General features: G+C 74.4%; 26 protein-coding genes. 15 read left to right on the top strand and 11 right to left on the bottom strand.

Annotated features, from left to right (window positions below):
• Positions 1 to 105: 105 nt before the first annotated feature.
• The 3 genes from ACWEFJ_RS21745 to ACWEFJ_RS21735 all read left to right on the top strand — a co-directional run bounded on the left by ACWEFJ_RS21745 (position 106) and on the right by ACWEFJ_RS21735 (position 2,891).
• The gene (locus tag ACWEFJ_RS21745) at positions 106 to 996 is read left to right on the top strand and encodes an aminotransferase class I/II-fold pyridoxal phosphate-dependent enzyme (protein WP_449714827.1); all 891 of its coding nucleotides are present in this window, start codon (positions 106 to 108) and stop codon (positions 994 to 996) included.
• A 215-nt stretch (positions 997 to 1,211) separates the two neighbouring features.
• A complete protein-coding gene (locus ACWEFJ_RS21740; protein ID WP_449714826.1) occupies positions 1,212 to 2,375 on the top strand; it encodes a glycoside hydrolase family 6 protein in 1,164 nt (387 codons plus the stop codon).
• A gap of 156 nt (positions 2,376 to 2,531) precedes the next feature.
• Complete coding sequence (locus ACWEFJ_RS21735) at positions 2,532 to 2,891, top strand: DUF2203 domain-containing protein (protein ID WP_378089756.1); 360 nt, start codon at positions 2,532 to 2,534, stop codon at positions 2,889 to 2,891.
• Positions 2,892 to 2,907: 16 nt separating this feature from the next.
• Here ACWEFJ_RS21735 and ACWEFJ_RS21730 read toward each other — a convergent pair whose 3' ends face one another.
• The 6 genes from ACWEFJ_RS21730 to ACWEFJ_RS21705 form a co-directional block, all read right to left on the bottom strand.
• The gene (locus tag ACWEFJ_RS21730) at positions 2,908 to 4,434 is read right to left on the bottom strand and encodes a S8 family serine peptidase (protein WP_449714825.1); all 1,527 of its coding nucleotides are present in this window, start codon (positions 4,432 to 4,434) and stop codon (positions 2,908 to 2,910) included.
• Positions 4,435 to 4,518: 84 nt separating this feature from the next.
• Complete coding sequence (locus tag ACWEFJ_RS21725) at positions 4,519 to 6,084, bottom strand: S8 family serine peptidase (RefSeq protein ID WP_449714824.1); 1,566 nt, start codon at positions 6,082 to 6,084, stop codon at positions 4,519 to 4,521.
• 172 nt (positions 6,085 to 6,256) lie between these two features.
• Positions 6,257 to 6,895 carry a hypothetical protein gene (locus ACWEFJ_RS21720; protein WP_449714823.1) on the bottom strand — a complete coding sequence of 213 codons (639 nt, stop codon included), beginning with the start codon at positions 6,893 to 6,895 and terminating at the stop codon, positions 6,257 to 6,259.
• Positions 6,879 to 7,319: a DUF4383 domain-containing protein gene (locus ACWEFJ_RS21715; protein ID WP_378089764.1), complete on the bottom strand. Its 441-nt coding sequence runs from the start codon at positions 7,317 to 7,319 to the stop codon at positions 6,879 to 6,881. The genes ACWEFJ_RS21720 and ACWEFJ_RS21715 overlap by 17 nt, the downstream gene beginning before the upstream one ends.
• Positions 7,320 to 7,366: 47 nt before the next feature.
• Positions 7,367 to 8,014 carry an STAS domain-containing protein gene (locus tag ACWEFJ_RS21710; RefSeq protein WP_449714822.1) on the bottom strand — a complete coding sequence of 216 codons (648 nt, stop codon included), beginning with the start codon at positions 8,012 to 8,014 and terminating at the stop codon, positions 7,367 to 7,369.
• Positions 8,015 to 8,025: 11 nt separating this feature from the next.
• Positions 8,026 to 8,955: a Ppx/GppA phosphatase family protein gene (locus ACWEFJ_RS21705; protein WP_449714821.1), complete on the bottom strand. Its 930-nt coding sequence runs from the start codon at positions 8,953 to 8,955 to the stop codon at positions 8,026 to 8,028.
• A 100-nt stretch (positions 8,956 to 9,055) separates the two neighbouring features.
• Here ACWEFJ_RS21705 and ACWEFJ_RS21700 point away from each other — a divergent pair, with 100 nt between their 5' ends.
• Positions 9,056 to 9,850: an SDR family NAD(P)-dependent oxidoreductase gene (locus ACWEFJ_RS21700; RefSeq protein WP_378089770.1), complete on the top strand. Its 795-nt coding sequence runs from the start codon at positions 9,056 to 9,058 to the stop codon at positions 9,848 to 9,850.
• A 252-nt stretch (positions 9,851 to 10,102) separates the two neighbouring features.
• Here ACWEFJ_RS21700 and ACWEFJ_RS21695 read toward each other — a convergent pair whose 3' ends face one another.
• Positions 10,103 to 10,267 (bottom strand): hypothetical protein, encoded by a 165-nt coding sequence (locus tag ACWEFJ_RS21695; protein ID WP_378089771.1) that lies wholly within the window; start codon positions 10,265 to 10,267, stop codon positions 10,103 to 10,105.
• 49 nt (positions 10,268 to 10,316) lie between these two features.
• On the opposite strand from ACWEFJ_RS21695, the gene ACWEFJ_RS21690 reads away from it, so the two are divergent.
• From ACWEFJ_RS21690 to ACWEFJ_RS21665, 6 genes are all read left to right on the top strand, one after another.
• Entirely contained in the window at positions 10,317 to 10,688 is a 372-nt protein-coding gene (locus tag ACWEFJ_RS21690) for a hypothetical protein (protein WP_378089773.1), read from the top strand.
• 10 nt (positions 10,689 to 10,698) lie between these two features.
• On the top strand, positions 10,699 to 11,184 hold the full coding sequence (locus ACWEFJ_RS21685; protein ID WP_449714820.1) for a GNAT family N-acetyltransferase: 486 nt from the start codon (positions 10,699 to 10,701) through the stop codon (positions 11,182 to 11,184).
• Between the two features lie 66 nt (positions 11,185 to 11,250).
• Positions 11,251 to 12,171, top strand: coding sequence for an anti-sigma factor RsbA family regulatory protein (locus ACWEFJ_RS21680; RefSeq protein ID WP_378089777.1), 921 nt, complete (start codon positions 11,251 to 11,253; stop codon positions 12,169 to 12,171).
• Positions 12,172 to 12,248: 77 nt separating this feature from the next.
• Positions 12,249 to 12,983, top strand: coding sequence for an alpha/beta fold hydrolase (locus ACWEFJ_RS21675; RefSeq protein ID WP_449714819.1), 735 nt, complete (start codon positions 12,249 to 12,251; stop codon positions 12,981 to 12,983).
• Positions 12,984 to 13,370: 387 nt separating this feature from the next.
• Positions 13,371 to 14,018 carry an HAD family hydrolase gene (locus tag ACWEFJ_RS21670; RefSeq protein WP_378089780.1) on the top strand — a complete coding sequence of 216 codons (648 nt, stop codon included), beginning with the start codon at positions 13,371 to 13,373 and terminating at the stop codon, positions 14,016 to 14,018.
• 8 nt (positions 14,019 to 14,026) lie between these two features.
• Entirely contained in the window at positions 14,027 to 14,983 is a 957-nt protein-coding gene (locus ACWEFJ_RS21665) for an LLM class F420-dependent oxidoreductase (protein WP_449714818.1), read from the top strand.
• A 199-nt stretch (positions 14,984 to 15,182) separates the two neighbouring features.
• On the opposite strand, the gene ACWEFJ_RS21660 is transcribed toward ACWEFJ_RS21665, so the two are convergent.
• The 4 genes from ACWEFJ_RS21660 to ACWEFJ_RS21645 form a co-directional block, all read right to left on the bottom strand.
• Positions 15,183 to 16,565, bottom strand: coding sequence for a protein kinase domain-containing protein (locus ACWEFJ_RS21660; RefSeq protein ID WP_449714817.1), 1,383 nt, complete (start codon positions 16,563 to 16,565; stop codon positions 15,183 to 15,185).
• A 285-nt stretch (positions 16,566 to 16,850) separates the two neighbouring features.
• A complete protein-coding gene (locus ACWEFJ_RS21655; protein ID WP_449714816.1) occupies positions 16,851 to 17,336 on the bottom strand; it encodes a hypothetical protein in 486 nt (161 codons plus the stop codon).
• A 64-nt stretch (positions 17,337 to 17,400) separates the two neighbouring features.
• A complete protein-coding gene (locus ACWEFJ_RS21650; RefSeq protein WP_378089788.1) occupies positions 17,401 to 17,862 on the bottom strand; it encodes a hypothetical protein in 462 nt (153 codons plus the stop codon).
• 55 nt (positions 17,863 to 17,917) lie between these two features.
• Entirely contained in the window at positions 17,918 to 19,192 is a 1,275-nt protein-coding gene (locus ACWEFJ_RS21645; RefSeq protein WP_449714815.1) for a PucR family transcriptional regulator, read from the bottom strand.
• 81 nt (positions 19,193 to 19,273) lie between these two features.
• Here ACWEFJ_RS21645 and gabT point away from each other — a divergent pair, with 81 nt between their 5' ends.
• From gabT to ACWEFJ_RS21620, 5 genes are all read left to right on the top strand, one after another.
• Positions 19,274 to 20,533 (top strand): 4-aminobutyrate--2-oxoglutarate transaminase, encoded by a 1,260-nt coding sequence (gene gabT / locus ACWEFJ_RS21640; protein ID WP_449714814.1) that lies wholly within the window; start codon positions 19,274 to 19,276, stop codon positions 20,531 to 20,533.
• Entirely contained in the window at positions 20,530 to 21,960 is a 1,431-nt protein-coding gene (locus ACWEFJ_RS21635) for an aldehyde dehydrogenase family protein (protein WP_378089794.1), read from the top strand. The genes gabT and ACWEFJ_RS21635 overlap by 4 nt, the downstream gene beginning before the upstream one ends.
• 141 nt (positions 21,961 to 22,101) lie before the next feature.
• A complete protein-coding gene (locus tag ACWEFJ_RS21630) occupies positions 22,102 to 22,737 on the top strand; it encodes a hypothetical protein (protein ID WP_378089796.1) in 636 nt (211 codons plus the stop codon).
• Entirely contained in the window at positions 22,734 to 23,624 is an 891-nt protein-coding gene (locus ACWEFJ_RS21625) for a DUF4231 domain-containing protein (RefSeq protein WP_378089798.1), read from the top strand. The genes ACWEFJ_RS21630 and ACWEFJ_RS21625 overlap by 4 nt, the downstream gene beginning before the upstream one ends.
• A gap of 477 nt (positions 23,625 to 24,101) precedes the next feature.
• Positions 24,102 to 24,812 carry a toll/interleukin-1 receptor domain-containing protein gene (locus ACWEFJ_RS21620; RefSeq protein WP_449714855.1) on the top strand — a complete coding sequence of 237 codons (711 nt, stop codon included), beginning with the start codon at positions 24,102 to 24,104 and terminating at the stop codon, positions 24,810 to 24,812.
• Positions 24,813 to 25,012: the final 200 nt, after the last annotated feature.

Here is a 25,012-nt window from a genome sequence, read left to right as displayed (position 1 = left end):
TGATGTTCGACTCGCTCGGGCCTGTGGTCGTCGGTCACGACACACACATGCAATCGTCGCGAAAGCGCAGGTCAGGCCGATCTCTGCCCTGCTGTGGTCGGTAAAGTGGACGAGGCGTGGGGCGCGCACCTGCCGTTCCACCCGGACCTGCCGCCGTGGGGCATGGACGCCGACGCGGACGTGGTCGTGACGAGCGTGCACAAGTCCGGTTCGGCGGTCGAGCAGAGTTCGGTGTTCCACCTCCAGGGCGACCTGGTGGACCCGGCGGTGCTCAAGGCCCGCGAGGACCTGCTGGGCACCACCAGCCCGACCTCCCTGGTCTACGCCACGCTGGACGGCTGGCGCCGGCAGATGGTCGAACACGGCAAGGACCTGCTCACCGCCGTGCTGGCGCTGGCCCGGACCACCCGCGCCGCGATCGACGGGCTGCCCGGACTGGCGGTCATGGGCGACGCCGAGTTCACCGGGCCGGGCCTGGCGCAGTCCCTCGACCCGCTCAAGATCGTGGTGGACGTGTCCGGCCTGGGCATCAGCGGCTACCAGGCGGCGGACTGGCTGCGCGAGCACCGGCGCGTCACGGTCGGGCTGTCCGACCACCGGCGCGTCGTCGCCCAGTTCACCTACGCCGACGACGAGCGCACCGCCACGGCGCTGCTCGACGCGCTGGAGGCGCTGGTCCGCGCCGCCGACGGGCTGCCCACGCCGAAGCCGGTCGACCTGCCGTCGCCGGACGAGCTGCAGCTGGAGACGGCGATGCTGCCGCGTGACGCGTTCTTCGCGCAGGTCGAGCAGGTCGACGTGGGCCAGGCGGTCGGTCGCGTCTCGGCCGAGATGATCACCCCGTACCCGCCCGGCGCGCCCGCCGTGCTGCCCGGCGAGGTCATCACCGAGGAGGTGCTGGACTACCTGCGCAGCGGCCTGGCGGCCGGGATGCAGCTGCCCGACCCCGGCGACCCGGAGCTGAAGTCCGTCCGCGTGGTCGTCCGGGAGCGGTGACCCGGCCCGGACGGGTCCGGGGGCGGGCGGCGCTCGGCCGGTCGTGCGAGGTGGTGCCACACGACCCGCCGGCAGCCCGACCACTCGGTCGTCGCGCTCCGCGGGGCACGCCATCCCGACCCGTGGGCGTCCGGGGGTTGTGATCCAGCTCATGACGAACCATGCTGTCGTCCCTATGGGAGCGCTCCCGGAAGCGCCCCGTGAGGAGCGGACGAGTGGACAACGGAGCGAGACGGCGACGCGCGGGACTGGTCCTCGGCATCGCCTTGGTGAGCGCGTTGATCGGCGCGAGCAGCGCCGGAGCGGAGGTCGGGACGCGGATGGGCGCATCGGGACCGCCGCACCTGCCCAAGGGCACGTCGTTCTACGTCGAACCGGACGGCAACGCCGCCCGGCAGGCCGCGCAGTGGCGGGCCGAGGGCCGGGACGCCGACGCCGCGCTGATGCAGGCCCTGGCCGCGCAGCCGACCGCGATCTGGTTCACGACCGCGGGCGCCGAGCAGGTGCGCCGCGCCGTGCGCGACGTGGTGCGGGCCGCGCGGGCGAAGGACCAGGTGCCCGTGCTGGTGGCGTACTTCGTGCCCTACCGGGACTGCTCGCAGTGGTCCGCGGGCGGCGCGCGCAGCGAGCAGGAGTACAAGGAGTGGATCGAGGCCTTCGCCGCCGGCATCGGTGACGAGAAGGCGGTCGTGGTGGTCGAGCCGGACGGCCTGGCGCTGCTGACCAGCGAGCCGTGGTGCACGATCGGGCCGGACGAGGAGCTGGTGCCGCAGCGGTTCCGCGAGATCAACCACGCGGTGGACGTGCTCAAGCGCGGCAAGCACACCCGCGTCTACCTCGACGCCGGCCACTCCGCGTGGCAGCCGCTCGACGACTACGACGCGGGCTACGGCGAGCCGCGGCAGCAGCTCGGCATCGTCAACCGGCTGCTGAAGGGCGGTGTGACCAGGGCGGACGGGTTCGCGCTCAACACGTCCAACTACCGGTTCACCGAAGACCTCGTGCGGTACGGCACGCGCGTGTCGAAGTGCCTCTACCTGCGCACGCAGGAGGGCGTCACCACGTGCCCGTCCGACGAGGAGCTGGACGCGATGCCGGTGCGCAAGTCGAAGATGACGCACTTCGTGCTCGACACCAGCCGCAACGGCCGCGGCCACTACACGCCCGGCGAGGGCGAGACCGACTGGTGCAACCCGCCGGGCCGCGGCCTGGGCGAGCGGCCCACCGCGAACACCGGCATCCCGCTCGTGGACGCGTTCCTGTGGATCAAGCGCCCGGGCGAGTCGGACGGCGAGTGCCAGGGCGGGCCCGCCGCCGGCCGCTGGTGGCCGGAGCAGGCGCTGGAGCTGGCGAAGCTCGCCTCGCCGCCGCTGCGCTGACCCCGTCGGGGCCGCCCGATCGCCGGGCGGCCCCGACCCCGTCCCCTCGGCACGACGAAGTGCCCCCGTCGAACGGCTGCTCGGCGCAGCGCTGCCGCGACCCGACCGCCGCGCGGGTAGCCTGTGCGGCGACGAGTGGAGCGCCGCGGAGTGGGGGTGGCAGTGTTCACCGTGCCGGAGGCACGCGAGGAGCTGGCCCGGTTGCTGCCGGTGCTCACCGAGATCGTCGCGCTGCGGGCCGACGCGGCCGAGCTGGCCGCCTCCCTCAACGGCGGCGAGCCGACCGACCTCGGCGGGCTGCCCGAGCTGAAGGCGGCCCAGGCCCGGCTGGACGACCTGATGACCGCCGTGCAGGCGACCGGGGCCGAGCTGAAGGGCTTCGCTCCCCTGCTGGTCGACTTCCCGGCCGAGCTGGACGGCGTGCCGGTGCTGCTGTGCTGGTTGGAAGGCGACCGGGGCCTGGACTGGTACCACCGGGCGGACCTCGGCTTCGCCGGCCGACGCCCGCTGGCCTGACCGCTGTCCGCCGAGGTCAGAAGGTGATGGACCAGGCGTCGAGGGTCCCGGCGTCGTAGGCGAACGAGTCCTTCACCCGCAGCTTCCACGTGCCGTTCCTGTTCTCCGCCGACGTGTCCACCTTGTACGTCTCGTGGACGCCGTCCGCCGAGTTCTCACCACCGGCCGCCCGCAACGCGAACACCGCACCACTCGGACCGACCAGATCAATCGCCAAATCCGCCGTGTACGGATGGATGATGTCCACCTTCACCGACGTCGCCGCCGTGCCGCGACCGTCGCACTCGGACACCACGATCTCCGACGTCACGGCCTCGCCCGCGTCCGGGATCGCCACGTCCTCCGTGCTCGAACCACCCGCGCAAGCGGGCTTCTCCCCGCCGAACGACGCCGTGTGCAGCAGCCGGTTCGGCGAGCCGTTGCCCGCGTTGCGGACCACGTCCGGGGTCGCCGCGCCGGTCAGGGCCTCGGCGACCCGCGCCGGGCCGGCGGTGGGGTCGCCCGCCAGGAACAGCGCCGCCCCGCCCGCCACGTGCGGCGACGCCATGGAGGTCCCGCTCATCGTCGCGCGCCCCGTGTCACCGGTGTGCGACGCGGACGTGATGCCGCTGCCGGGCGCGAACAGGTCCACGCACGAGCCGTAGTTGGAGAACGACGCCCGCTTGTCGCCCTTGTCCGTCGCGCCGACCGCGATCACCTCGGGGTTGCGCGCGGGGCCCGCGCCGCACGCGTCGGCCGAGTTGTTGCCCGCCGCCACCACGAACGTGATGCCTGCGCCGGTGAGGCGGGAGATGGCCTCGTCGCCGATGCCCGGGGTGTCGAAGGTGAAGCTGCCGTTGACGACGGCCGGTTTCGCCGCGTGGCGGGCGATCCACTCGATCCCCTGGACGCCGGCGGAGTCCGGTGCGCTGCCGCCGCAGCCCAGGATGCGCACCGCCACCAGCTTGACCTCCTTGGCCACGCCCCACGTCCGGCCGCCGATCGTGCCGGACACGTGCGTGCCGTGCCCGTGGCAGTCCTGCGCGACCGGGTCGTCGTCCACGAAGTCGTAGCCGTCGCCCGCCCGGCCGCCGAACTCGGTGTGCGACTTGCGGATGCCGGTGTCCAGCACGTACGCGGTGACGCCGGCCGCGGTGGTGCGGTAGGTGTACTTGCCGTCCAGCGGCAACGTGCGCTGGTCCACCCGGTCGATGCCGTAGGTCGCGTCGGGCTGGGTGTCCGCGACCCGGGCCGTGCCGTCCTGGTAGACGCGTCGGACGGCCGGGTCGGCGGCGAGCCGGCGGGCCTGCTCGTCGGTCAGGTCCGCGGCCAGGAACCCGTGCATGGCGGCGGTGAACACGGTCCGGACGCGACCGCCGTACCGGTCGGTCAGCGCTTGCGACGCGGTCTGCGCGAGTCCCGCGCCGTCCCGCAGCGACACCAGGAAGCTGCCCGCCACGGGCCGCGACGCGGGCACGAAGTCGGCCTGGGCCTGCGCGGGCGCGGTCAGGCCGAGGGCGGCCAGCGCGGCGACGACCGCGGCGGCCACCGGTCGGTGTGCCATGGGTTTCCTCCACGGGCGCGGGATCGTCACGCCCGCGGCGCGCGTGGGGCACGCGCGCCGCGGGTCGACGGGGATCGGAGGGGGTCAGAAGGTGATGGACCAGGCGTCGAGGGTCCCGGTGTCGTAGGCGAACGAGTCCTTCACGCGCAGCTTCCACGTGCCGTTCTTGTTCTCCGCGGATGTGTCCACCTTGTACGTCTCGTGGATGCCGTCCGCCGAGTTCTCGCCACCGGCCGCCCGCAACGCGAACACGGCGCCGCTCGGACCGACCAGATCAATCGCCAGGTCGGCCGTGTACGGATGGATGATGTCCACCTTCACCGACGTCGTCGCCGTGCCGCGACCGTCGCAGTCGGACACCACGATGTCGGAGGTGACCGCGTCGCCCGCGTCCGGGATCGCCACGTCCTCCGTGCTCGAACCACCCGCGCAGGCCGGCTTCTCCCCGCCGATGAACCCGGTGAACAGCAGCTTGTTGGGCGACTCCGCGCCCGCCTTCTTGACCACCTCCGGCGTGGCGTTGTCGGTCAGGGCCTTGGCCACGTCGGCGGGCGCGGCGGTGGTCGCCGCGCTCAGGTACAGCGCGGCCGCCCCCGCCACGTGCGGCGACGCCATCGACGTGCCGCTGATCGTGCGGGTGCCGCCGTTGTTCCAGGTGGACGTGATGTTCGCGCCGGGCGCGAACAGGTCGGTGCACCGGCCGAAGTTGGAGAACGACGCCCGGTTGTCGGTGTTGTCGGTCGCGTTGACCGTGATCGCCTCCGGCGTGCGGGCCGGCGAGGTGGTGCACGCGTCGCGGCCGTCGTTGCCCGACGCCACGGCGATCGTGATCCCGGCCTGGACGGTCTTCTTCACCGCGTTGTCGACCGACGTGTTGGCCGAGCCGCCGAGGCTCATGTTGGCCACGGCGGGCTTGGCCGCGTGCTGGGCGACCCAGTCCAGGCCGCCGACGATCTGCGACCACTGGCCCGAGCCCTGGCAGTTGAGCACCCGCACGCCGACCAGCTTCACGCCCTTGGCCACGCCGTAGGTGGTGGACCCGATCGTGCCCGCCACGTGCGTGCCGTGGCCGTGGCAGTCCTGCGCCACCTCGTCGTTGTCGATGAAGTCGTGGCCGTCCGCGGCGCGACCGCCGAAGTCGGGGTGCTCCTTCTGGATGCCCGTGTCGACCACGTACGCGGTGACGCCCGCGCCGGTGGCCTGGTAGGTGTACTTCTGGTCCAGCGGCAGGTTCTTCTGGTCGATCCGGTCCAGGCCCCAGGTCGGGTTCGCCTGGGTCTCGGTGGCGTGCGCGAGCCCGTCCTGCTCGACGTACTCGACCGTCGGGTCGGCGGCGAGCCGGCGCGCCTGCTGCGCGTCCATGGCGGCCCAGAAGCCGCGCAGCGCGGCGGTGTAGGTCAGCCTGACCTCGCCGCCGTACCGGTCGACCAGCGCCTGCGCCGTGGCGGCCGTCTGCTCCACGGTCACCGCGGTCTCCTTCAGGGCGACGATGTAGCTGCCCTCCACCGTGCCCGGCCCGCCCGCGCCGAGCACCTCGCCCTCGGGTTGCCGCCCGACGGCGGAGCCGTGGCCGGCGCTCACCGACAACAGCGAAGCCGCCGCGAGACAGGCCGTGACGACCCGTCGCCGGGTCGAGCGCTCGTGTCGCATCGGTCGTTCTCCGTTCCACTAGACCGCCGAGCAGGGGTGTTCGTGAAGACAGGCGGTCACGTGGAACCACCCTCCGGTGACGGGGAACGCCGAACTACCCGGAGCGCACGGGGTAACGCGCGGTGCCTCGACGGCCTCGTCATGGTCCTCGACTACCCGAGCCGGGGCGCGTTCATGCTTCCGGGGCAGTCACCGGATCGGGCGAACGGCCGCGTCGGCTACCCCGATAGGCCCTCTCCCGGACGCGGGCCAGCACCGCCGGCGCCAGCTCCAGGCCGGCCGGTCGGTGCCGCACCGGGTCGAGCGCGGGCAGGTCGCGGTCGACGTCCAGCGGCCGGACCACGAGCCGGCCGACCGGCCGCCACGGTCCGCCGACCTCCAGCGTGAACCCGAGTTCGCCCGGCAGGTCGGCGAGCGCCGCCGACGGGGTGGCGTGGGCGTCGGGGACGGCCGAGAGCCACACCAGCCGGCCCCGCCAGCGGAACGGCGTGACGCTGCCGTACCGGGCGCTGGTCCACGTGCGCGCGGGGCGGGGCAGCACGCGGGCGAAGCACGTCGACAGCAGCACGTCCCAGGGCCCCGGCAGCCGGAACGCCAACCCGAGCACGTCGGGCAGGCCGCCCGGCGTGCCCACGCCCTTGGACAGCCGCCCGCACACCTCCGTCGCGCCGACCGGCAGCGGCAGGGCGGGGTCGAACGTCGTGGTCAGCACGCCCTCGAACCACCGGCCGCGCGGGTGGAACGCCTTGGCGTCGCGCACGCCCGCCAGCGCGCGGAAGGCGGGCTCGACGAGATCAGGCACTGCGGGCATTCGGGTTCCCCTTGAGCGCCAGGGCCAGCGCGACCATGCCGAGGCCGAGGCCCAGGTGCAGCCAGTCGTCGGCGTCGTTGACCGGCACGAAGTTCGCCGGGCCGGACTTGTCCACCACCAGCCCGTACAGCCACAGCACGAGGTACACCGCGCCGCCGCCGAGCAGGAACGCCCGGCCGCCCGAGGCCGTGCGCGCCATCGCCAGGCCCACCGCGCCGAAGAGCAGGTGCACCAGGTTGTGCAGGACGGACACGTGGAACACGCCGAGCAGGTGCGCGCCCGAGCCGGTACCGGCGAAGGCGATGCGGTCGAGGTCGGCGGTGATGCCCGGCACGAACCCGAGCACGCCGACCACGAGGAACACCACGGCGACCCCCATGGCCGCCGCGCGGACCGGGTGCGGCAGACGCGTGGTGGCACTCATGCGGATCACCTCGCCCGTGACGGTGGTCCCGCTCGGCTACCCCGCGATCACCGCTCGAAACGACCCCGGCCGTCACCCTCGGGCGAGGTGTCCTCCGCCACGGACCGCGCCCCTCCGGCATCGGCCTCGACGTCCCGCGAACCCGACCGCGCACCACCGGGAGCCGATGCGGTGTCCCGCGAGCCGGGCCGCCCGTCGCCACCGGCCGCCCGCCCGTCGCCACCCGACACCGCCCGACCACCGCCGCGCGAGACCACCCGCCGCCCGCCGACGCCCGCCGTCCGCGCGCCACCGCCGGCCGCCGCACCGCGCGCTTCGCCGACGACGCCCGTGACACCCGCGACACCGCCGGGCACCGCACGCCCGGTCGCCGCCGACGCCACGTCCGGGTAGCGGGGGAACAGCCGGTCCAGGTCCGTGCGCTCGAACACCCGCCGCACGTGCGGCGGCACGGCGGCCAGCCGCAGCCACCCGCCCGACCGCTGCGCCCTCGCCCTGGTCCGCACCAGCGCGCTCATCGCCTGCGCGCCGCAGAACGCCACCCCGGACATGTCGAGCACGATCCGGTCGCGCCCCTCGCTCACCAGGCGGTCCATCCGGTCCAACACCCGGCGCGCACCCGCCAGGTCCAACTCCCCGGTCGCCACGACCACCGCGCACCCCGTCCGGTGGGCCTCGACCGACAGCGCCAGCATCCCCGACCCCTTCACGCCACCCGGTATGACTCGTCGTCGTCGCCCGCCCCGAGCAGGCCCAGCAGCAACCCCTCGCGCGTGGACCACGGGCAGATGTCCACCTCGTCGTGCCCGGTCGCGGCCATCAGCGCCTCCGCGACCAGCGCGCCGGCCAGCGACTGCTCCGCGCGGTGCGGGGAGATGCCGGGCAGCCGGGCGCGGCGGGGCGCGGGCATCCTGGCCAGCTTGGGGATCCAGCCCCGCAGGTCGTCCAGGCGCAGCCGACGCGGCGCGAACGGCCCGTCGTGCTGGGGCCGCGCCCCGGTCAACCGCGCCAACTGCTGGAACACCTTCGAGCAGCCGACCGCCCGGTGATCACGCACCGCCACGCCCTTCAGCGCGGTCTTCACCCGGTCGTGCACGACGGTGGTCGCCCCGGACCGGTCCAGCGCGAGCCGTCGGGTCATGGTGCGCGCGCCGAACGGGAACGACCGCGCGAACGACGGCTCCAGGTCCGCGCCCGCCGCCAACTCGACCGTGCCGCCGCCGACGTCGAGCACCAGCAGCGGACCGGCCCGCCAGCCGTACCAGTGCCGCGCGGCCCGGTAGGCGAGCCGCGCCTCCTCCTGGCCGGGCAGCACGCGCAGCCGCGTGCCCGCGCGGCGGGCGACCTCGGCGATGACCTGGTCGGCGTTGACCGCGTCGCGGATCACGGACGTGGCGAACGGGACGATCGTGGGCACGCCGGCGCGGTCGGCGACCCGGCGTGCGGTGCGGACGGCGTGCACGACTTGTTCGACGCCTTCCGGGCCCAGCCGGTTGTCCCGGTCGAGGGCTTTGTCGAGCCGCAGGCGCGTCTTGTGCGAGAGCACCGGGTGCAGCGGCGAGTCGGCCACGACGACGAGGTGGGCGCTGAAGCAGCCGACGTCGAGCACACCGACCGGACCCGGTCTTCCGGACATACGTCACCACCATCCGCGAACCTGAGGTACCGGCAGGGATGCCCGGCCGGGGATCGGGTGAAACCGGATTGGGTGAGCCGGCTCCGGGTAGTTCACGGGCATGACTGCTTCGGAAAGGCCGCTGGCGGTGGTGACCGGCGCGTCCGGCGGGATCGGGCTCGAACTCGCGAAGGTGTTCGTCGAGCACGGGTTCGACCTGGTCGTGGCCGCGGAGAACGACGCGGTGCACGACGTCGCGCGCGAGCTGGCCGCCGGTGGCGCGCGGGTCGACCCGGTGCGGGCCGACCTGGCCACCTTCGACGGCAACGAGGACCTGGTCGCGGTGGTCGAGGCGACCGGGCGGCCCGTGGACGCGCTGGCGGTCAACGCGGGCATCGGGATCGGCGGCGACTTCGTGGACGACAGCGACCTGCGGTCACACCTGCGGGTGGTGGACCTCAACATCTCCTCGGCCGTGCACCTGGCGAAGCGCCTGCTGCCCGCGATGGTGGAACGCGGCGCGGGGCGCGTGCTGTTCACGTCGTCGGTGGCGGCGACCGCACCCGGCCCGTTCCACTCGGTGTACGCGGCGTCGAAGGCGTTCCTGGCGTCGTTCTCGCAGGCGTTGCGGGAGGAGCTGCGCGACAGCGGGGTGACCGTGACGGCGCTGATGCCGGGCCCGACCGACACCGACTTCTTCCGCCGGGCGGGGATGACCGACACGAAGGTGGCGACGGGCCCGAAGGACGACCCGGCCGACGTGGCGCGGGCGGGGTTCCGGGCGCTGATGGCCGGGGACGACCACGTGGTGACCGGGCTGCGGAACAAGGCGCAGGCGGTCGCGGGCCGGGTCGTGCCCGACCCCGTCAAGGCGCGGGCGATGCGCGGGATGACCGAACCGGGCTCCGGCAAGTAGCCGAGCCCCGGCGCACGACGGCCGCCCGCCGACCACACCACGCGACCCCGGCGGGCCGACCAGACCTCCCCGGCGGGCCGACCAGACCTCGCAGCCGCCGGCCGAACCTCGCAGCCGCCGGCCGAACCTCGCGGCCCCGCTCCCGCGCCGGACCTCCCGCCCCGCCGACCGCACCACGGACCCGACCGACCCGAACCCCCGCCCGCCCCTGCCGCCGCGGATCGGATCGGCCCTCCGGCCGCGGGTCCCGGGTCAGAGCGCGGGGCTGTCGTCGTCCGGTTCGGGCACCTCGTCCCCGATCAGCGTGCGGTACTCGTCGACCTCCTGCGGCGTGGGGTCGATCGGGGCCTCTTCGGCGATCTCGTCCGGGTCGACCGGCTCGGCCTGGTCGCCCGCGGGCTGCTCTGCTGCCGTCATGGCGGCTGGTTACCCCGTGTGCGCCTGCTCGAACGGGGTAACCACCGACGTGACCATCCACGCGAGACGAGACGTCCCCGCCCTGCCCGACCTCGTGTTCGCCGCCGCGGCCGACCCGGCCCGGCTGGCGTCCTGGCTGCCCGACCCGTACGAGGTCGTGGGCCGCTCGGACGACGTGCTGATCCTGCGCAAGCACGACGAACCGCTCCAGGTCGCCCTCGCCGCCGACTACGACCTGCTGCTGCTGACCTGGACCCCGCTGGCCGGGCACGGGTGCCGCGGCGAGCTGCGGGTCTCGTTGGCGGGCGCGGCCGGCAGCGTCGCCGAGCTGCGGGTGGACGACTGCGCGGACGACCAGCTGCCCGCGCGGATGCTCGAAGCCCTGGCGAACGAGGTTGAACGCGACCTCGCCGCCGGCTGATCATGCCCGGGTGGAGATCCGCACCGCCCGCCCCGACGACCTGCCGCTGCTGCCCCCGATCGAGCGCGCGTCCGGCGAGCCGTTCCGCGACATCGGCATGCCGGAGATCGCCGACGACGACCCGATGCCGCTGGACGCGCTGCGCCGCCTGCACGTCTGGGTCGCCGCCGACCCGCACCCGGTCGCCTGGGCGGCGGTGCGGGAGCTGGACGGCGCGGCGCACGTGGAGCAGATCAGCGTGCACCCCGGCCACGCCCGGCGCGGCATCGGGGCGGCGCTGCTCGACCACGTCGGGCGCTGGGCCGCGGCACGGGGGCTGACCGCGCTGACCCTCACCACGTTCCGCGACGTGCCGTGGAACGCCCCGTACTACCGGCGGCTCGGGTTCGACGAGGTGGCGGAGCCGTCGCCGGGGCTCGCGGCCGTCGTGGCGGCCGAGGCCGCGCGGGGGCTGGACCCGGCCGGCCGCGTGTGCCTGCGCCGGCCGACGCCGTGACGCCGTTCGCGAGCGATACTGAACGGGTAGACCTCCTCCAGCACACCCGTCCGGAGGTTCATCAAGGTGGTCGATTTCGTGCACGAGGCACTGCTCTACCGCGACGACGAGCAGTACCTCGCGGGAACGCTGCCGTTCGTGCGGGACGGCCTCGCCGCCGGTGAACCGGTGTTGGTCGCGGTGCCGCAGCGCGGCATCGACCTGCTGCGGCGGGCGTTGGGCGGGCAGGCCGAGCACGTCGAGTTCCTGGACATCCGGCGCGCCGGGCGCAACCCGGGCCGCATCATCCCCGGCGTGCTGACCGCGTTCACCGACAACAACGCCGCCGCCAACGGCCGGGTGCGGATCGTCGGCGAGCCGATCTGGCCGGAGCGCACCGAACTCGAGTACCCGGCGTGCGTGCAGCACGAGGCGCTGGTCAACACCGCGTTCGAGGACCGGCCCGCCTGGATCCTGTGCCCCTACGACACGGCGAACCTCACGCCCGCCGCGCTGCGCGACGCCGAGACCACGCACCCGGTGGTGGTCGAGGGCACGCGGCGCAGGCCCAGCGTCGACTACCGCGAGCCGTTCCTGGTCGCCGAGGAGTTCAACCGCCCGCTGCCCGCGCCGCCGCCGGACGCCCTGACCCGCCGGTTCGACCTCGACGCGCTGGCCGCCGTGCGGCGACTGGTCGCCCGGTTCGCCGCCGACGTCGGCCTGACCGCCGACCAGGTGGAGGACCTGGTGCTCGCGGTCAACGAGCTGACCACCAACAGCGTGGTGCACGCGGGCGGCGCGGGCACGCTGCTGCTGTGGCGCGAGGCCGGCTCGGTGGTGTGCGAGGTGCGCGACGCGGGCCGGATCCCGAGCCCCATGGTCGGCAGGCGGAACCCCGGCGTGAGCCCGGGCGGCGGGTACGGCGTGATGCTGGTGAACCTGCTGTGCGACCTCGTCCGCGTGCACACCGGCGAGGACGGCACGGCCATCCGCGTGTACGTCGGCTGACGAGGCGCACCGAAGCGACGTGAGCCGTGTTCGGGATCTCCACCGGCGCGGCGGCGGCTACCGGCAGAATCGGCTTCGTGACTCCCGCACTTCTGCTCGCCCACGGGGCCGGTGGCACGGTCCGCGCGAACTTCAGCCCGCTCATCCCGCGGCTGTCGCGCAAGCGCAAGGTGCACGCGGTGGACTTCCCGGGCTCCGGGACCACCCCGCGCGCGGGCACGGCCCTGGACCTGGACGACCTGGCCGACCGGCTGGTGGCCGCCGCCGACGGCGAGGAGCGGTTCGCGGTCGTCGGCTACTCGATGGGGTGCGCGGTCGCGGTGCGCGCGGCGCAACGGCACCCGGAGCGGGTGACGGCCCTGGTGCTGACCGCCGGGTTCGCGCGGATCGACGACGAGACCGACGAGCGGATGCGGCGCTGGCGGCTGCTGCTGGACGGCGACCGCGCCGAACTGGCCCGCTACCTGCTGACGACCGCGTTGGGCGAGCCGTTCCTGCGCCGGTTGACCGCCGAGCAGACCGACGGGTTCCTGGAGCTGATCTCGCTCACCGTCCCGCCCGGCTCCCCGGAGCAGGTCGACCTGGTGCGGCGGATCGACCTGCGGGAGGAGCTGTCGTCGGTGACCGTGCCGACGCTGGTGATCGGGGCCAAGCACGACCGGCTCATCACGCCCGGCACGACCCGCGAGCTGGCCGACCTGATCCCGGGCGCGCGGTGGGCGGAGCTGGACTGCGGCCACTCCCCCGCGGTCGAGGCCCCGGCCGAGTGGGCCGGCCTGGTCGAGGACTTCCTGGACTCGGTCCGCAACTGACCGCCCGCACGGCACCGCGCACGTCCGACCGCGCCGCGTCGAGCCAAGCCGGCCGGGCCGGCGCGGGCCAAGCCGACCGCGCCGGGCGCGCCGAGCCAAGCCGACCTCGCCAAGCCAAGCCAAGCCGGGCCGGGCCGGGCCAAGCCGGGCCAAGCCAGGCCGCGCCGAGCCAAGCCAGGCCAAGCCAAGCCAGGCCAGGCCGCGCCGAGCCAGGCCAGGCCGAGCCGAGCCGGGCCGACCCCACCTGCCCCGCCGCGACGATCGCGCCGCCGAGCCGTGCCCGACCGGAGCGAGCCGGCCGACCACGCACGTCCCCGACCCGCCCGAGCCGCCGGTTCGGGCGGGTCCGCCGGTTTGCGGTCCGGCCGGCGCGGCTAACCAGGCCGCATGACCAACACTCTCGTCCTGGACGTCGACGGGACGCTGGTGGACACCAACTACCACCACGCCGTCGCCTGGTTCCGCGCGTTCCGCCGCTTCGACATCACCGTGCCGACCTGGCGGCTGCACCGGGCCATCGGGATGGGTGGCGACAAGCTCGTGGCCGCCGTCGCCGGCGAGCACGTGGAGCGCGAACGCGGTGACGACCTGCGCAAGGCGTGGGAGGCGGCGTTCGAGCCGATGCTGTCCGAGATCCGGCCGCTGGAGGGCGCGCACCGCCTGGTCGCGGCGGCCCTGGAGGCGGACTTCGCCGTGGTGCTGGCCAGTTCGGGCAAGCGCCACCACGTCGACCACTACCTCAAGCTGATCGACGCCTCCGGCGTGCCGTCCACCTCGTCGGACGACGTGGAGGAGAGCAAACCCGCGCCGGACCTGGTCGAGGCGGCGCTGCGACACGTGGACGGCAGCGGCCGGGCGGCGGTGATCGGCGACTCGGTCTGGGACTGCGAGGCCGCGCGGCGGGCCGGGCTGCCCGTGGTGTGCCTTCGCACGGGTGGTTTCGGCGAAGCCGAGTTGCGGGACGCCGGCGCGTCGGCAGTCTACGAGGAGCTCGACCAGTTGCGGGCGGACCTGACCGACCTGCCCATGGCCTAGGAGGAAGCGTGCGGATCGGCTACACCCTGATGACCGAGCAGGCCGGCCCGCGCGAGCTGGTGCGGCACGCCGGCCTGGCCGAGCAGGCCGGGTTCGACTTCGAGGTCATGAGCGACCACTACTCGCCCTGGCTGGACGAGCAGGGGCACGCGCCGTACGCGTGGAGCGTGCTCGGCGCGGTCACGCAGGCGACCGAGCGCGTCGAGCTGATGACCTACGTGACGTGCCCGACCGTGCGGTACCACCCGGCGGTGGTGGCGCAGAAGGCCGCGACCGTGCAACTGCTGTCCGGGAACCGGTTCACGTTGGGCATCGGCGCGGGCGAGAACCTGAACGAGCACGTGGTCGGCCGCGGGTGGCCGCCGGTGAACGTGCGGCACGAGCTGCTCCGCGAGGCCGTGGAGATCATCTCGCAGTTGTTCGACGGCGGGTACGTCAACTACTCCGGCCAGCACTTCCGGGTGGACTCGGCGAAGCTGTGGGACCTGCCCGAGCAGCGGGTGCCGATCGCGGTCGCGGTGTCCGGCGCGCAGTCGGTGCGCACGTTCGCGCCCCTGGCCGACGCGATGGTGGCGACCGAGCCGGACGCGTCGCTGAGCCAGGAGTGGGACGTCTTCCAGGGCGGGACGTCGCGCAAGATCGGCCAGCTGCCGATCTGCTGGGACCCCGACCGGGACGCGGCGGTCGAACGGGCGCACGAGCAGTTCCGGTGGTTCGCGGGCGGGTGGAAGGTCAACTCGGAGCTGCCCGGCACGGCCGGTTTCGCCGGCGCGACGCAGTTCGTGCGCCCGGAGGACGTGGCCGCCCAGATCCCGTGCGGCCCGGACGTCGGCCCGGTCGTGGAGGCGGTGGCGAAGTTCCGCGAGGCCGGGTTCACCGACCTGGCGCTGGTGCAGATCGGCGGCGACCACCAGCAGGAGTTCCTGGACTTCGCGAAGGGCGAGCTGCTGCCCGCGCTGCGCTGAGGCCACCGTCCGGCCGGGCCCGCTCCCGGCCGGACCGCTCACGTCAACCGACCCCGGCCGGCCACCCCACTCGGCCGCCCCTCGGACACGACAGGACACCCGGCCCCGGCCCGCGACCACGACAAGTCGCACAGCCCTCATCCGCCCTCAACCACGACGGGGCGCTCGGCCCCGGCCGGCCCTTCACCGTGGCGAAAGCTCAGCCCTGGCGCGTCGGGGGGCCGCGTTTTCCCGTGGGCGGGCCGATGTCCGTCGGCGGACCGGGATCCGGGATCACCACCACGGGCGTCGTCGGCGGCTGGCGCACCGGCGTGCCGGGTGGCGGCTCCGTCACCACCGTGGTCGGGAAGCCTTCCACCGGACGGGCCTCGGTCGTGCCGTGGGACGTGCCGCCGGTCGGGCCGGCCTGCGGCTGCTGCGGCTGCTGCGCCGGCGCGCCCTCGACCACGGTCACCGTCGACGCCGGCGGCTGGCCGGGCAGCACCACGCCCGTGCGCGACGCCTGCTCGGCCACGGGGTCGGCCGGATCGGCCGGGCCGTCCGGCGCGGCCGCCGTGCTCGTCGCCGACCGGCCCGCCCGCTCGCCGGGCTCCGTCGCGGTCCGGTCGCCGAACACCAGGAACCCGATCAGCGTCAACACCACCGCGGCGGCGCCCGCGCCGACCAGCATCGCCCGGTTGCCCGGCTCCTCCGACCCGGCGGCCACGGCGTCGCGGTCCGCCGCCCCGGACGCCGCCCCCGCCTCCGCCGCCTCCGCCAACGGCGGCAGGCCGGCGCTGGCCCGCCGCGCCTGCGCCAGCAGCTCCGCCGACTCCGCCGCCGACGGCCGCGCGGCCGGGTCGGTCGCGGTCATCGCGGTCAGCACCTCGACCCACGGCGCGGGCAGGGTGGCGGGCACCCGCGGCGCGCGGTGCAGGCGCGCCAACGCCGCCTCCGTGTCGCCTCCGGGGTACTCGGGCCGCCCGGTCAGGCACTCCAGCAGCACCAGGCCCAGCGCGTAGACGTCGACGGACGGCTGCACGTCACCGCCGCGCACCTGCTCGGGCGCGAGGTAACCGGCCGTGCCGACCAGGACGCCCGACCGCGTCACCCGGGTGACCTGGCCCTGCAGCGCCAGCCCGAAGTCGGCGAGGTAGGCCCGCCGCCCGGCGGTGTCGAGCAGGATGTTCGAGGGCTTCACGTCCCGGTGCACCACGTCGTTGGCGTGCACGTGCGCCAGCACCTCGGCGATCTGCGCCCCGACCGAGGCGACCACCTCGGGCGACATCGCGCCCCGCATCCGGCGGCGCAGCGTGCCGCCCTCGACCGCCTGCATCACGAAGTACGGGCGGCCGCGGAACGTGCCGGTGCCGTACACCTCGACCAGGCCGGGGCAGCGCAGGCCGCCCAGCACCCGGGCCTCGCGGTCGAGCCGGATCCGGTCCTCGCCGGAGTCCCCGCCCTGGAAGAACTTGATCGCGACCTTGCGGTCCAGCCTGGTGTCCACCGCCCGGTACACCTCGGCCATGCCGCCCGTGCCGTACAGGTCGCCGAGCGCGTACCTCTCGTCGACCAGCTCGCCCGTCAGCTCACCGTCCCACATCCGGTCGAACCTCCGCTGTGTCGACGACGTCGGCCCGGACGCCGGAAGTTACCGGCCGCGCGGCACGGCCCTCCACCCGGATTGCCGGGTCGCGGCTGCGTACCCGAAACACTCCCGCCATAAACCGGCAACTTCTTCGGCTTCCCGAAGATGCCGTGCGAACCCCCTGGAGGAAGCCTACGAGCCGATTGCCCCAACGGGACTAGGCCGAACGACGGAACGCCGAAGATCACCCTTACGGGGGAGTCTCCGGCGTCCGGTCGTCCGGCACGTGCGGCCGGCGCGTCAGGGCGCGGCGGTCGCGCAGGTCGTCGTGGGCGGGGTGGTCGTCGTCGTGGGCACCGTGGTCACCGGCGGGCCGGCCGAGGCGGGCCGGGTGCCGCTGCACCAGTGCGACTCCACCCGTCCGTCGGACGCGTCGCCGTGCGCGAACACGACGTACGCCACACCGGGCTGGAGCCTGATGCCGCACATCGCGCCGCTGGTCGACGTGATGACGTCGACCTGCGCGGGCAGGGTGGCCTTGTAGATCCGGCCGACCGAGACGGCGTACCGGTACTTGTCGTCGTAGGTCACGGCCGGGTCGCCGGGCTCCAGGGTCTCGCTCAGCACGAGCCCGTCGAAGACGTAGGTCGCCTGCTGGAAGCGCTGGCCCTCGGTGCTGGGCAGGCAGCTGCAAGCGTTCGCGGGACCGGTGAACACGGCGGTGAGCAGGGCCGCGGTGACGGTGACGACACCGGCCGCGTGCGCCAGGAACCTCAAGCCCCTCATCGGTTTCCCTTCGTGGGGGCCGCCGACCGCGTGGTGCGGCGGTCGGCGGCGGGCGGACTGGTCGTCACGGCGCGGGCGTCGCGCAGGGCGTGGTGGGCGGGGTGGAGGTGCCCGACCACGGCGAGGTGGTCGTCGGCGGCCCGGCCGCGGCCGAGCGGGTGCCGCTGCAGTAGTCGGTCTCCACCCGCCGGTCGGCCACGTCGCCCTTGGCGAACACGACGTACGCGGCGTTGACGGTGAGCCGGATGCCGCAGGAGTTGTTCCGCTGCGTCAGCACGTACACGCGGTGCGGCACGTCGCCCTTGTACTCGGTGTCGACGTCGACCGTGTAGCGGTACACGGACTCCTCGACCTTCTCGTGCACCACCACCCCGGAGAACACGTAGGTCGCCTGCTGGTAGCGCAGCGCCTCGTTGGCGGGCATGCAGGTGCACGCCCCCGCGGGGCTGATGAAGACGCCGGTGAGCAAGGCCGCGGTGACGGTGACGACCGCCGCCGCGTGGGCCAGCAATCGGTAGCGCGCCAAAGGATCCCCCTCGAAGTCAAGGAGTGTTCGGTGGCGGTGTCGGTCCAGCGTACGGTCAGGCGTGCAGCGCGAACCAGAGTTCGGCGCGCGTGCCTGCGGGGTCCAGCGAACGGCCCAGCAGCCGCTCCGCCCGCTGGACGCGGTGGCGCACGGTGTGCCGGTGCACGCCCAGCCGGGCCGCGGCGGGCTCGGCCTGGCCGTGGCACGCCAGCCACACCCGCAACGTCTCCCGCAGCACGTCGTCCAGCGGCGCGAGGAGGGCGGCGGCGAACTCGGCCGCGTCGGGCGCGAGCAGCCCCGCGCCGGCGACCTCCTCGAACGTGGCCACGCCCGCCTCCCACGCCCGCGACGCCTCCCGGTAACCGCGGGCCACGCTCGTCGCGTCCACCGGGGAGGACGCCGCGGCGGGCACGTCCACCGACGGGGCCAGCACGACCACCCGCCCGTCCACCTCCGCCCAGAACCCGGTCGGCTCGGCGGGCTCGCGGTCGCGCAGCAGGAACACCCGGAACGGCCCGTCCGGCACGCCCTCCACCGGCTCGCCCGCGAGCGCCAGCCGGAACCGCGCCGCGCGCAGCTCCCGCCGCACCGCGTCGACCTCGTCCGACCGCGCCAGCGCCACGGTGAGCAGCGACGCGGCGGTGTTGACCACGCCCGCGTCCAGCGGCCGGCCCGCCGCGACGGCCAGGTAGCCGCGCCGGCCCAGCACCTGCATCGCGACGTGCCGCCCGCCCTCCTGCCACGCCGCCCCCGCCGGCCCGCCCGACGCCGCGAGCCGCCGCACGTGCCCGGCCAGGTCCGGCAGCGGGCCCACCGTGTGCACCGGCGCGCCGTGCGGGTCCAGCAGCGCCGCCGCGCCGTCGAGGAGCCGGGCCAGCCGCCGCACCACGCCCGGCGGCCCGTCGCCGACCGCCGCCCGGGTCAACGCCCGCTGCGCCGCGCCGGTGCGCGCCAGCGCCGCGTACTCGTCCGCCGCCACGGCCCGCGACACCGCCTTGGTGATCGCGATGAACGGCGTCTCCCGGGGCACCTCCAGCACCGCGAGCCCGGCGTCGCGGGCCGCGCGGACCAGGTCGTCCGGCACCCGGTCGTGGCTCAGGCCGACGCCGAACCCGAGGCCCACCACCCGCGCCGCCACCAGCCGCCGCACGTACTCCTCGTGGGGCCCGAGCGCGATGCCGGTGGTCAGCAGCAGCTCGCCGCCCTCCAGGAACGGCGTCGGGTCGGCCAGCTCGGTGCTGTGCACCCACGTCACCACCCGGTCCAGCCCGGCGTCCACGAGCACCGCCAACCCGACCTCCCGGGCCAGCGCCCCGACCGTCAACGCCATGGACACTGTGTACCGCCCGCGCGCCCCGGCACGCCACTGCGGACACTGTCCCCGGCGCGCCGACGGGTCGATGCTGGAGCCATGGCCCGACTGCGCACCGAGATCCCCGGCCCCCGTTCCCGCGAGCTGACCGCGCGGCGCAAGGGCGCGGTGGCGGCGGGCGTCGGCTCGACGCTGCCGGTGTACGTGGACCACGCCGAACCGGGGCTGCTGGTGGACGTGGACGGCAACCGGCTGATCGACCTGGGCTCGGGCATCGCGGTGACCGGCGTCGGCAACCCCGCGCCCCGCGTCGCACGGGCCGTGCGCGAGCAGGTGGACCGGTTCACCCACACCTGCTTCATGGTCACGCCGTACGAGGGCTACCTGGACGTGTGCGAGCGGCTGGCCGAGCTGACCCCCGGCCGGCACGACAAGCGCTCGGTCCTGCTCAACTCCGGCGCGGAGGCGGTGGAGAACGCGGTCAAGATCGCCCGGTACGCCACCGGGCGGCCGGGGGTCGTGGCGCTCGACCACGCCTACCACGGCCGCACCAACCTCACCATGGCGTTGACCGCCAAGGACATGCCCTACAAGCACGGCTTCGGCCCGTTCACCCCCGGCGTGCTCCGCGTCCCCGGCTCCTACCCGCTGCACGACGGCCTGACCGGCGAGGAGGCGGCCCGGCGCGCCGTCGCCGCGATCGACCGGCCCGAGGACGTCGCGTGCGTGGTGGTCGAGCCGATCCAGGGCGAGGGCGGGTTCGTCGTGCCCGCGCCGGGGTTCCTGCCCGCCCTCGCCGACTGGTGCCGGGCGCACGGCGTGCTGCTGGTCGCCGACGAGGTCCAGACCGGGTTCTGCCGCACCGGCGACTGGTTCGCGTGCGACCACGAGGGCGTCGTGCCCGACCTGGTCACCACGGCGAAGGGCATCGCGGGCGGCCTGCCGCTGGCCGCCGTGACCGGCCGGGCCGACGTGGTGGACGCCGTGCACCCCGGCGGCCTCGGCGGCACGTACGGCGGCAACCCGATCGCCTGCGCCGCCGCGCTCGCCGCCTTCGACACCATGCGGGACCTGCGGCTCGACGCCGCCGCCCGGCGCATCGAGGCGGCCGTGCTGCCCCGGCTGCGCGCCCTGTCGCCGGGCACCGTGGTCGAGGTGCGCGGACGGGGCGCGATGCTGGCCGTGGAGCTGACCTCGGCCGAGGTGGCGGCCCGGGTCGCGGCCACCTGCCACGCCGCGGGCGTGGTCGTGCTGACCTGCGGTACCCGTGGGAACGTGATCCGCCTGCTGCCGCCGCTCGTCATCCCGGACGAGCTGCTGGCCGAGGGCCTGGACGTGCTTGAAGGAGCCATCGAGTGACGACGACGCCGTACTGGGTCGCGGGGCAGCCCGCGACGAGCGACGACCTGGTGGAGATCCGCACCCCGCACGACGGCGCGGTGGCGGGCGTGACCTCCCACGCCTCGGCGGAGGACGTGGAACGCGCCGTCGCCGCCGCGCACGCCGTGGCGGGCGAGTTCGCCGACCTGCCCGCGCACGCGCGGGCAGCGGCGCTGGACCACGTGTCCCGCCGGCTCGCCGAGCGCGCCGACGAGGTGGCCGCGCTGATCACCGCCGAGTCGGGCAAGCCGGTGAAGTGGTCGCGGATCGAGGTGACGCGCGCGGTGTCCACGTTCCGCTGGGCCGCCGAGGAGGCGCGCCGGTTCTCCGGCGAGTTGCAGCGGCTGGACACCGACCCGGCGGCGAACGGCAGGCTGGCGCTGGTGCGCCGCGCGCCGCGCGGCCCGGTGCTGGGCATCGCGCCGTTCAACTTCCCGCTGAACCTGGTGGCGCACAAGGTCGCGCCCGCGGTGGCGGTGGGCGCGCCGATCGTGGTCAAGCCCGCGCCGGCGACCCCGCTGGTGGCGTCGCTGCTGGGCGGGCTGCTCGCCGAGACCGACCTGCCGGCCGGGTCGTGGTCGGTGCTGCCGGTGCCGAACGAGGTGGCGGGCGCGCTGGCCGAGGACCCGAGGCTGCCGGTGGTGTCGTTCACGGGGTCCGGCCCGGTGGGCTACTCGATCCTGGACCGGGTGCCGCGCAAGCACGTCGTGCTGGAGCTGGGCGGCAACGCGGCGGCCGTGGTCTGTCCCGATTGGACGGACCTGGACCGGGCGGCGCAGCGGATCGCCACGTTCGCGATGTACCAGGGCGGCCAGTCGTGCATCTCCGTGCAGCGCGTGTACGCCCACGAGGACGTGTACCCGGCGCTGGCGGACGCGGTGGTGTCGCACGTGCGCAAGCTCGGCACGGGCGACCCGGCGGACCCGGCCACCGACGTCGGCCCGCTGATCAACGAGGCGGCCGCGCGGCGGGTCGAGGCGTGGGTGGACGAGGCCGTGGCGGCGGGCGCGCGGGTGCTGACGGGCGGCCGGCGGTCCGGCGCGGTCTACGAGCCGACCGTGCTGGCCGACGTGCCGGCCGCGTGCAAGGTGGTGGACGAGGAGGTCTTCGGCCCGGTGGTGGTGCTGGAGCCGGTGGCGTCGGCGGACGAGGCGTTCGACCGGGTCAACGCGTCCCGGTTCGGCTTGCAGGCGGGCCTGTTCACGCACGACGTGCGGCTGGCGTTCCGGGCGGCCAAGCGGCTGGCGGTCGGCGGGGTGATCGTGGGCGACGTGCCGAGCTTCCGCGCCGACCAGATGCCCTACGGCGGGGTCAAGGAGTCGGGCACCGGCCGCGAGGGCGTCCGCGCGGCCATGGAGGACCTGACCGAGCAGCGCGTGCTCGTGCTGACGGACCTGGAGTTGTAGCGCGTCGTCGGCCCCGCGCCGGATCGGCCGGACGCCGAGCCGAGCCGAGCCGAGCCGCCGTGGCGGGGTGCCGTGGCGGGGCGGCACTCCGACGTGCCGGGGTGCGGTGCCGCGTGCCGTGCGCCGGTAGGTTCGCCCATCGTGGACAGGGTGCGGGTGACGTCGAAGGCCGAGCTGCGCCGGATCGGGCTGCCGCTCGGCCGGCCGGTGCTGGTGCTGGTCGGCGGTGCGGGCGGGATGGGCGGCGCGGACCAGGAGGCGTTGGTCGCGGTGCTGCGCGGGCTGGTGCCGGTGCTGGACGAGTGCGGCGCGGTGGTGGTGGACGGCGGCACGGACGTCGGCGTGATGCGCGCGGTGGGCCGGGCGCGGGCGGCGGCGCACGGGGCGTTCCCGCTGATCGGCGTGGCCGCCGAGGTCGCCGTGGACGTGGCCGCGTTCGAGCCCAACCACACCCACCTGGTGCTGGTGCCCGGCGGCGCGTGGGGCGACGAGTCGCCGTGGCTGGCCGACGTGGCCGACCTGGTCGCCGGGCCGCTGCCGTCGTTGACGGTGCTGGTCAACGGCGGCCCGATCACGTTCGACGACGCCGAGCACAGCCTGGGCCGCAACCGGCCGCTGGTGGTGCTGCGAGGCAGCGGCCGCACCGCGGACGCCATCGCCGAGTCGGCCGACGAGCGCTCCACCGCGATCGCCACCTCGCCGCTCACCACCGTGCTGGGCGCGGACGAGCTGCGCGCGCACGTCGAACGGGTGCTCCTACCGGAGGGCCGGCGATGACGGCGAGGGGCCTGGGGAACGACGACCTGCCGGGGTTGTTCGAGGCGGCGGACAGCGCGTCGCTGGACGGCCAGCGCCGCTACGTCCGGGCCGTGCGGTTGCGGCTGGTGCTGGCCGTGCTCGCCGCCGCGAGCGGCGCGGTGTCGTTCCTGGTGGGCCGGATCGACGTGGCCGCGATCGGCACCGCCGTCGCGCTGGCCGCGGTGTCGGTCACGGAGCTGAACCTGAAGTCCGCGCGCCCCGAGGACCGCTGGTACGACGGGCGGGCGTTGGCCGAGTCGGCCAAGAGCCTGGCGTGGAAGTACAGCGTGGGCGGCCTGCCGTTCGAGCGGGTCGGCGACGAGCACGAGAACGAGCGCCGGTTCATCCTCCAGATGCACAAGCTGCTGGAGGACGCCCCGGCGACCAGCATCCGGCCGTCGGAGCGGCCCGTGGTCACCGACGGGATGCGCGCGCTGCGGGCCGCGCCGTTCGCCGAGCGCAAGGCCGCCTACCTGGAGGCGCGCATCGCGGACCAGCAGCACTGGTACACCGACAAGGCGGCGCGCAACGAGCGGCTGGCCGGGTGGTGGCGGGCCGGGCTGCTGACGATCGAGGTCGTCGGCATCTGCGCGGCGTTGGCGAAGGCGGTCGGCGCGGTGCGGTTCGACCTGGCGGGCGTGGTGGCGGCGGTGATCGCGGCCGGCACGGCGTGGATCAGCCTGCGCCAGCTGTCCACGCTCGCGCGGGCCTACACGTTCGCGGCCAACGAGCTGGCGATCGTGCGCAGCCGGCTGGAGCTGGTCGAGGACGAGGCGGCGTGGGCCAGCGAGGTGGCCGACGCGGAGGAGGCCGTGAGCCGCGAGCACACGATGTGGCGGGCGTCCCGCACCCGGCCGTCGACCTGACACCCGGTCCGGCCGACAGGTTCCACGCCGACCCGGCTACCGCCTTCGTCGGCGTGCGCGAACCCGCACGCCGTGCCCGGAACGGGACAAGCTGTCCTGTCCGGCGAAACTTGGCGGGTCGGGGCATCGCTGACCTGCGGTCCGCCAACTAGGTCCGGACAACTGGCTGGCGAAGTGTCCGGACCTAGTTGGCGGATTCGGCGGCGAAGAGCTGCAGTGAGAGCAAGGTGGGTGGCCGCCCCTGAGCTCGCGACGTACCCACCATGAGGCCCCGTGCCCGGTGCTGTCACCGGAGGCTTCATCGCCGAAACGGGCAGCGCCCCTCGGGGAGCCAGCGGACGGTGTGCGGGGAGTGCTCGGTCACCGCCGCGAACGTGTGCGGCGGTGACCGAGCGGATCGCCATCGAGTTCCGACACGGAAAGCGTCAGGCGGCAAAGCGACTCGGTAGTGCCGGAGGTTGCATCTACCATGCGCGTATGGCGCGATGCACAGCACCAGTCGAAGGCCACCGCTCGTCAGCGGCAGCTGCGCGATGCCCGGCATGTCGTGGGAGAAGGTCGTATCGTTCCTCCTCCTACAACTCGCCACAGACTTCTTACAGTGGCGGGTCGTCGTCCAGTGGTAGCCGCGGGGGTTACGGCAGCTCGTCAGGCGGCGGAGGCTCGCGCCGCACGAGGACCGGCAGGACGGTGTTGTACACCCCTGCCGAATGGCGCACTGTCGAGCCCTTCACCCAGAAAGCCAGCGAGCAGGCTCAGGCGCACCCGGAACGCCGCGACCTCTTCCTCTGCCACGCCTGGGACGACCGAGAAGGTAGCGCAAAAGAGCTGTATGGCCACCTGAAGTTGAATGGCGCCTCGGTGTGGTTCAGCGAAGAAGACCTCCCACTTGGTTCGCTCATGATCCGTGAAATCGATAAGGGGCTACGAAACTCCCGCGTCGGGATCGTGCTGGTCACGCCTGCGCTACTCAAGAGCATCGAGTCCGAGGGCGTAGCCGAGAAGGAGCTCGCCGTACTGCTTTCCACTCGTCGCGTCATCCCTGTCCTGCATGGGGTGGGCTTCGACGACCTCAACAACGTCAGCCCGCTGCTGGCTTCGCACGCTGGACTGAGCACCAAGGAGTCGACACTGAGCAACGTCGCAGCCAAGGTCGCCGCCGCTGCGGCTGCGCTCCCCGCTGTGTAGACCGACTAGCTACAAGAGGTCAGGCCGGTGACCCGAGGCCATCGAGGCCAGCTCTAGGATGCGCCACTGCCGTCCGACGGCAACGGGTCAGGGCCCCGTCGGCCTGATTGGTCACCGCGAGATCGAGCCCCGCCGTTACGGTTTAGCGGTGTGCTGGCCTAGTAGAACCACGATGGCGTTGGCACCTACGGGCATGTAAT

This window comes from Actinosynnema sp. NPDC004786 (assembly GCF_053601135.1).
Note: the sequence above shows the minus strand (reverse complement) of the source record. Positions and strands in the feature narration are given on the sequence as shown.

Bases quoted from the DNA above. Each gene is read 5' to 3' on its own strand.
- ACWEFJ_RS21730 (WP_449714825.1), bottom strand. From the start codon at position 4,434: ATGGCACACCGACCGGTGGCCGCCGCGGTCGTCGCCGCGCTGGCCGCC.
- ACWEFJ_RS21725 (WP_449714824.1), bottom strand. From the start codon at position 6,084: ATGCGACACGAGCGCTCGACCCGGCGACGGGTCGTCACGGCCTGTCTC.
- ACWEFJ_RS21720 (WP_449714823.1), bottom strand. From the start codon at position 6,895: ATGCCCGCAGTGCCTGATCTCGTCGAGCCCGCCTTCCGCGCGCTGGCG.
- ACWEFJ_RS21715 (WP_378089764.1), bottom strand. From the start codon at position 7,319: ATGAGTGCCACCACGCGTCTGCCGCACCCGGTCCGCGCGGCGGCCATG.
- ACWEFJ_RS21710 (WP_449714822.1), bottom strand. From the start codon at position 8,014: ATGCTGGCGCTGTCGGTCGAGGCCCACCGGACGGGGTGCGCGGTGGTC.
- ACWEFJ_RS21705 (WP_449714821.1), bottom strand. From the start codon at position 8,955: ATGTCCGGAAGACCGGGTCCGGTCGGTGTGCTCGACGTCGGCTGCTTC.
- ACWEFJ_RS21700 (WP_378089770.1), top strand. From the start codon at position 9,056: ATGACTGCTTCGGAAAGGCCGCTGGCGGTGGTGACCGGCGCGTCCGGC.
- ACWEFJ_RS21695 (WP_378089771.1), bottom strand. From the start codon at position 10,267: ATGACGGCAGCAGAGCAGCCCGCGGGCGACCAGGCCGAGCCGGTCGAC.
- ACWEFJ_RS21670 (WP_378089780.1), top strand. From the start codon at position 13,371: ATGACCAACACTCTCGTCCTGGACGTCGACGGGACGCTGGTGGACACC.
- ACWEFJ_RS21660 (WP_449714817.1), bottom strand. From the start codon at position 16,565: ATGTGGGACGGTGAGCTGACGGGCGAGCTGGTCGACGAGAGGTACGCG.
- ACWEFJ_RS21655 (WP_449714816.1), bottom strand. From the start codon at position 17,336: ATGAGGGGCTTGAGGTTCCTGGCGCACGCGGCCGGTGTCGTCACCGTC.
- ACWEFJ_RS21645 (WP_449714815.1), bottom strand. From the start codon at position 19,192: ATGGCGTTGACGGTCGGGGCGCTGGCCCGGGAGGTCGGGTTGGCGGTG.
- gabT (WP_449714814.1), top strand. From the start codon at position 19,274: ATGGCCCGACTGCGCACCGAGATCCCCGGCCCCCGTTCCCGCGAGCTG.
- ACWEFJ_RS21625 (WP_378089798.1), top strand. From the start codon at position 22,734: ATGACGGCGAGGGGCCTGGGGAACGACGACCTGCCGGGGTTGTTCGAG.
- ACWEFJ_RS21620 (WP_449714855.1), top strand. From the start codon at position 24,102: ATGGCGCGATGCACAGCACCAGTCGAAGGCCACCGCTCGTCAGCGGCA.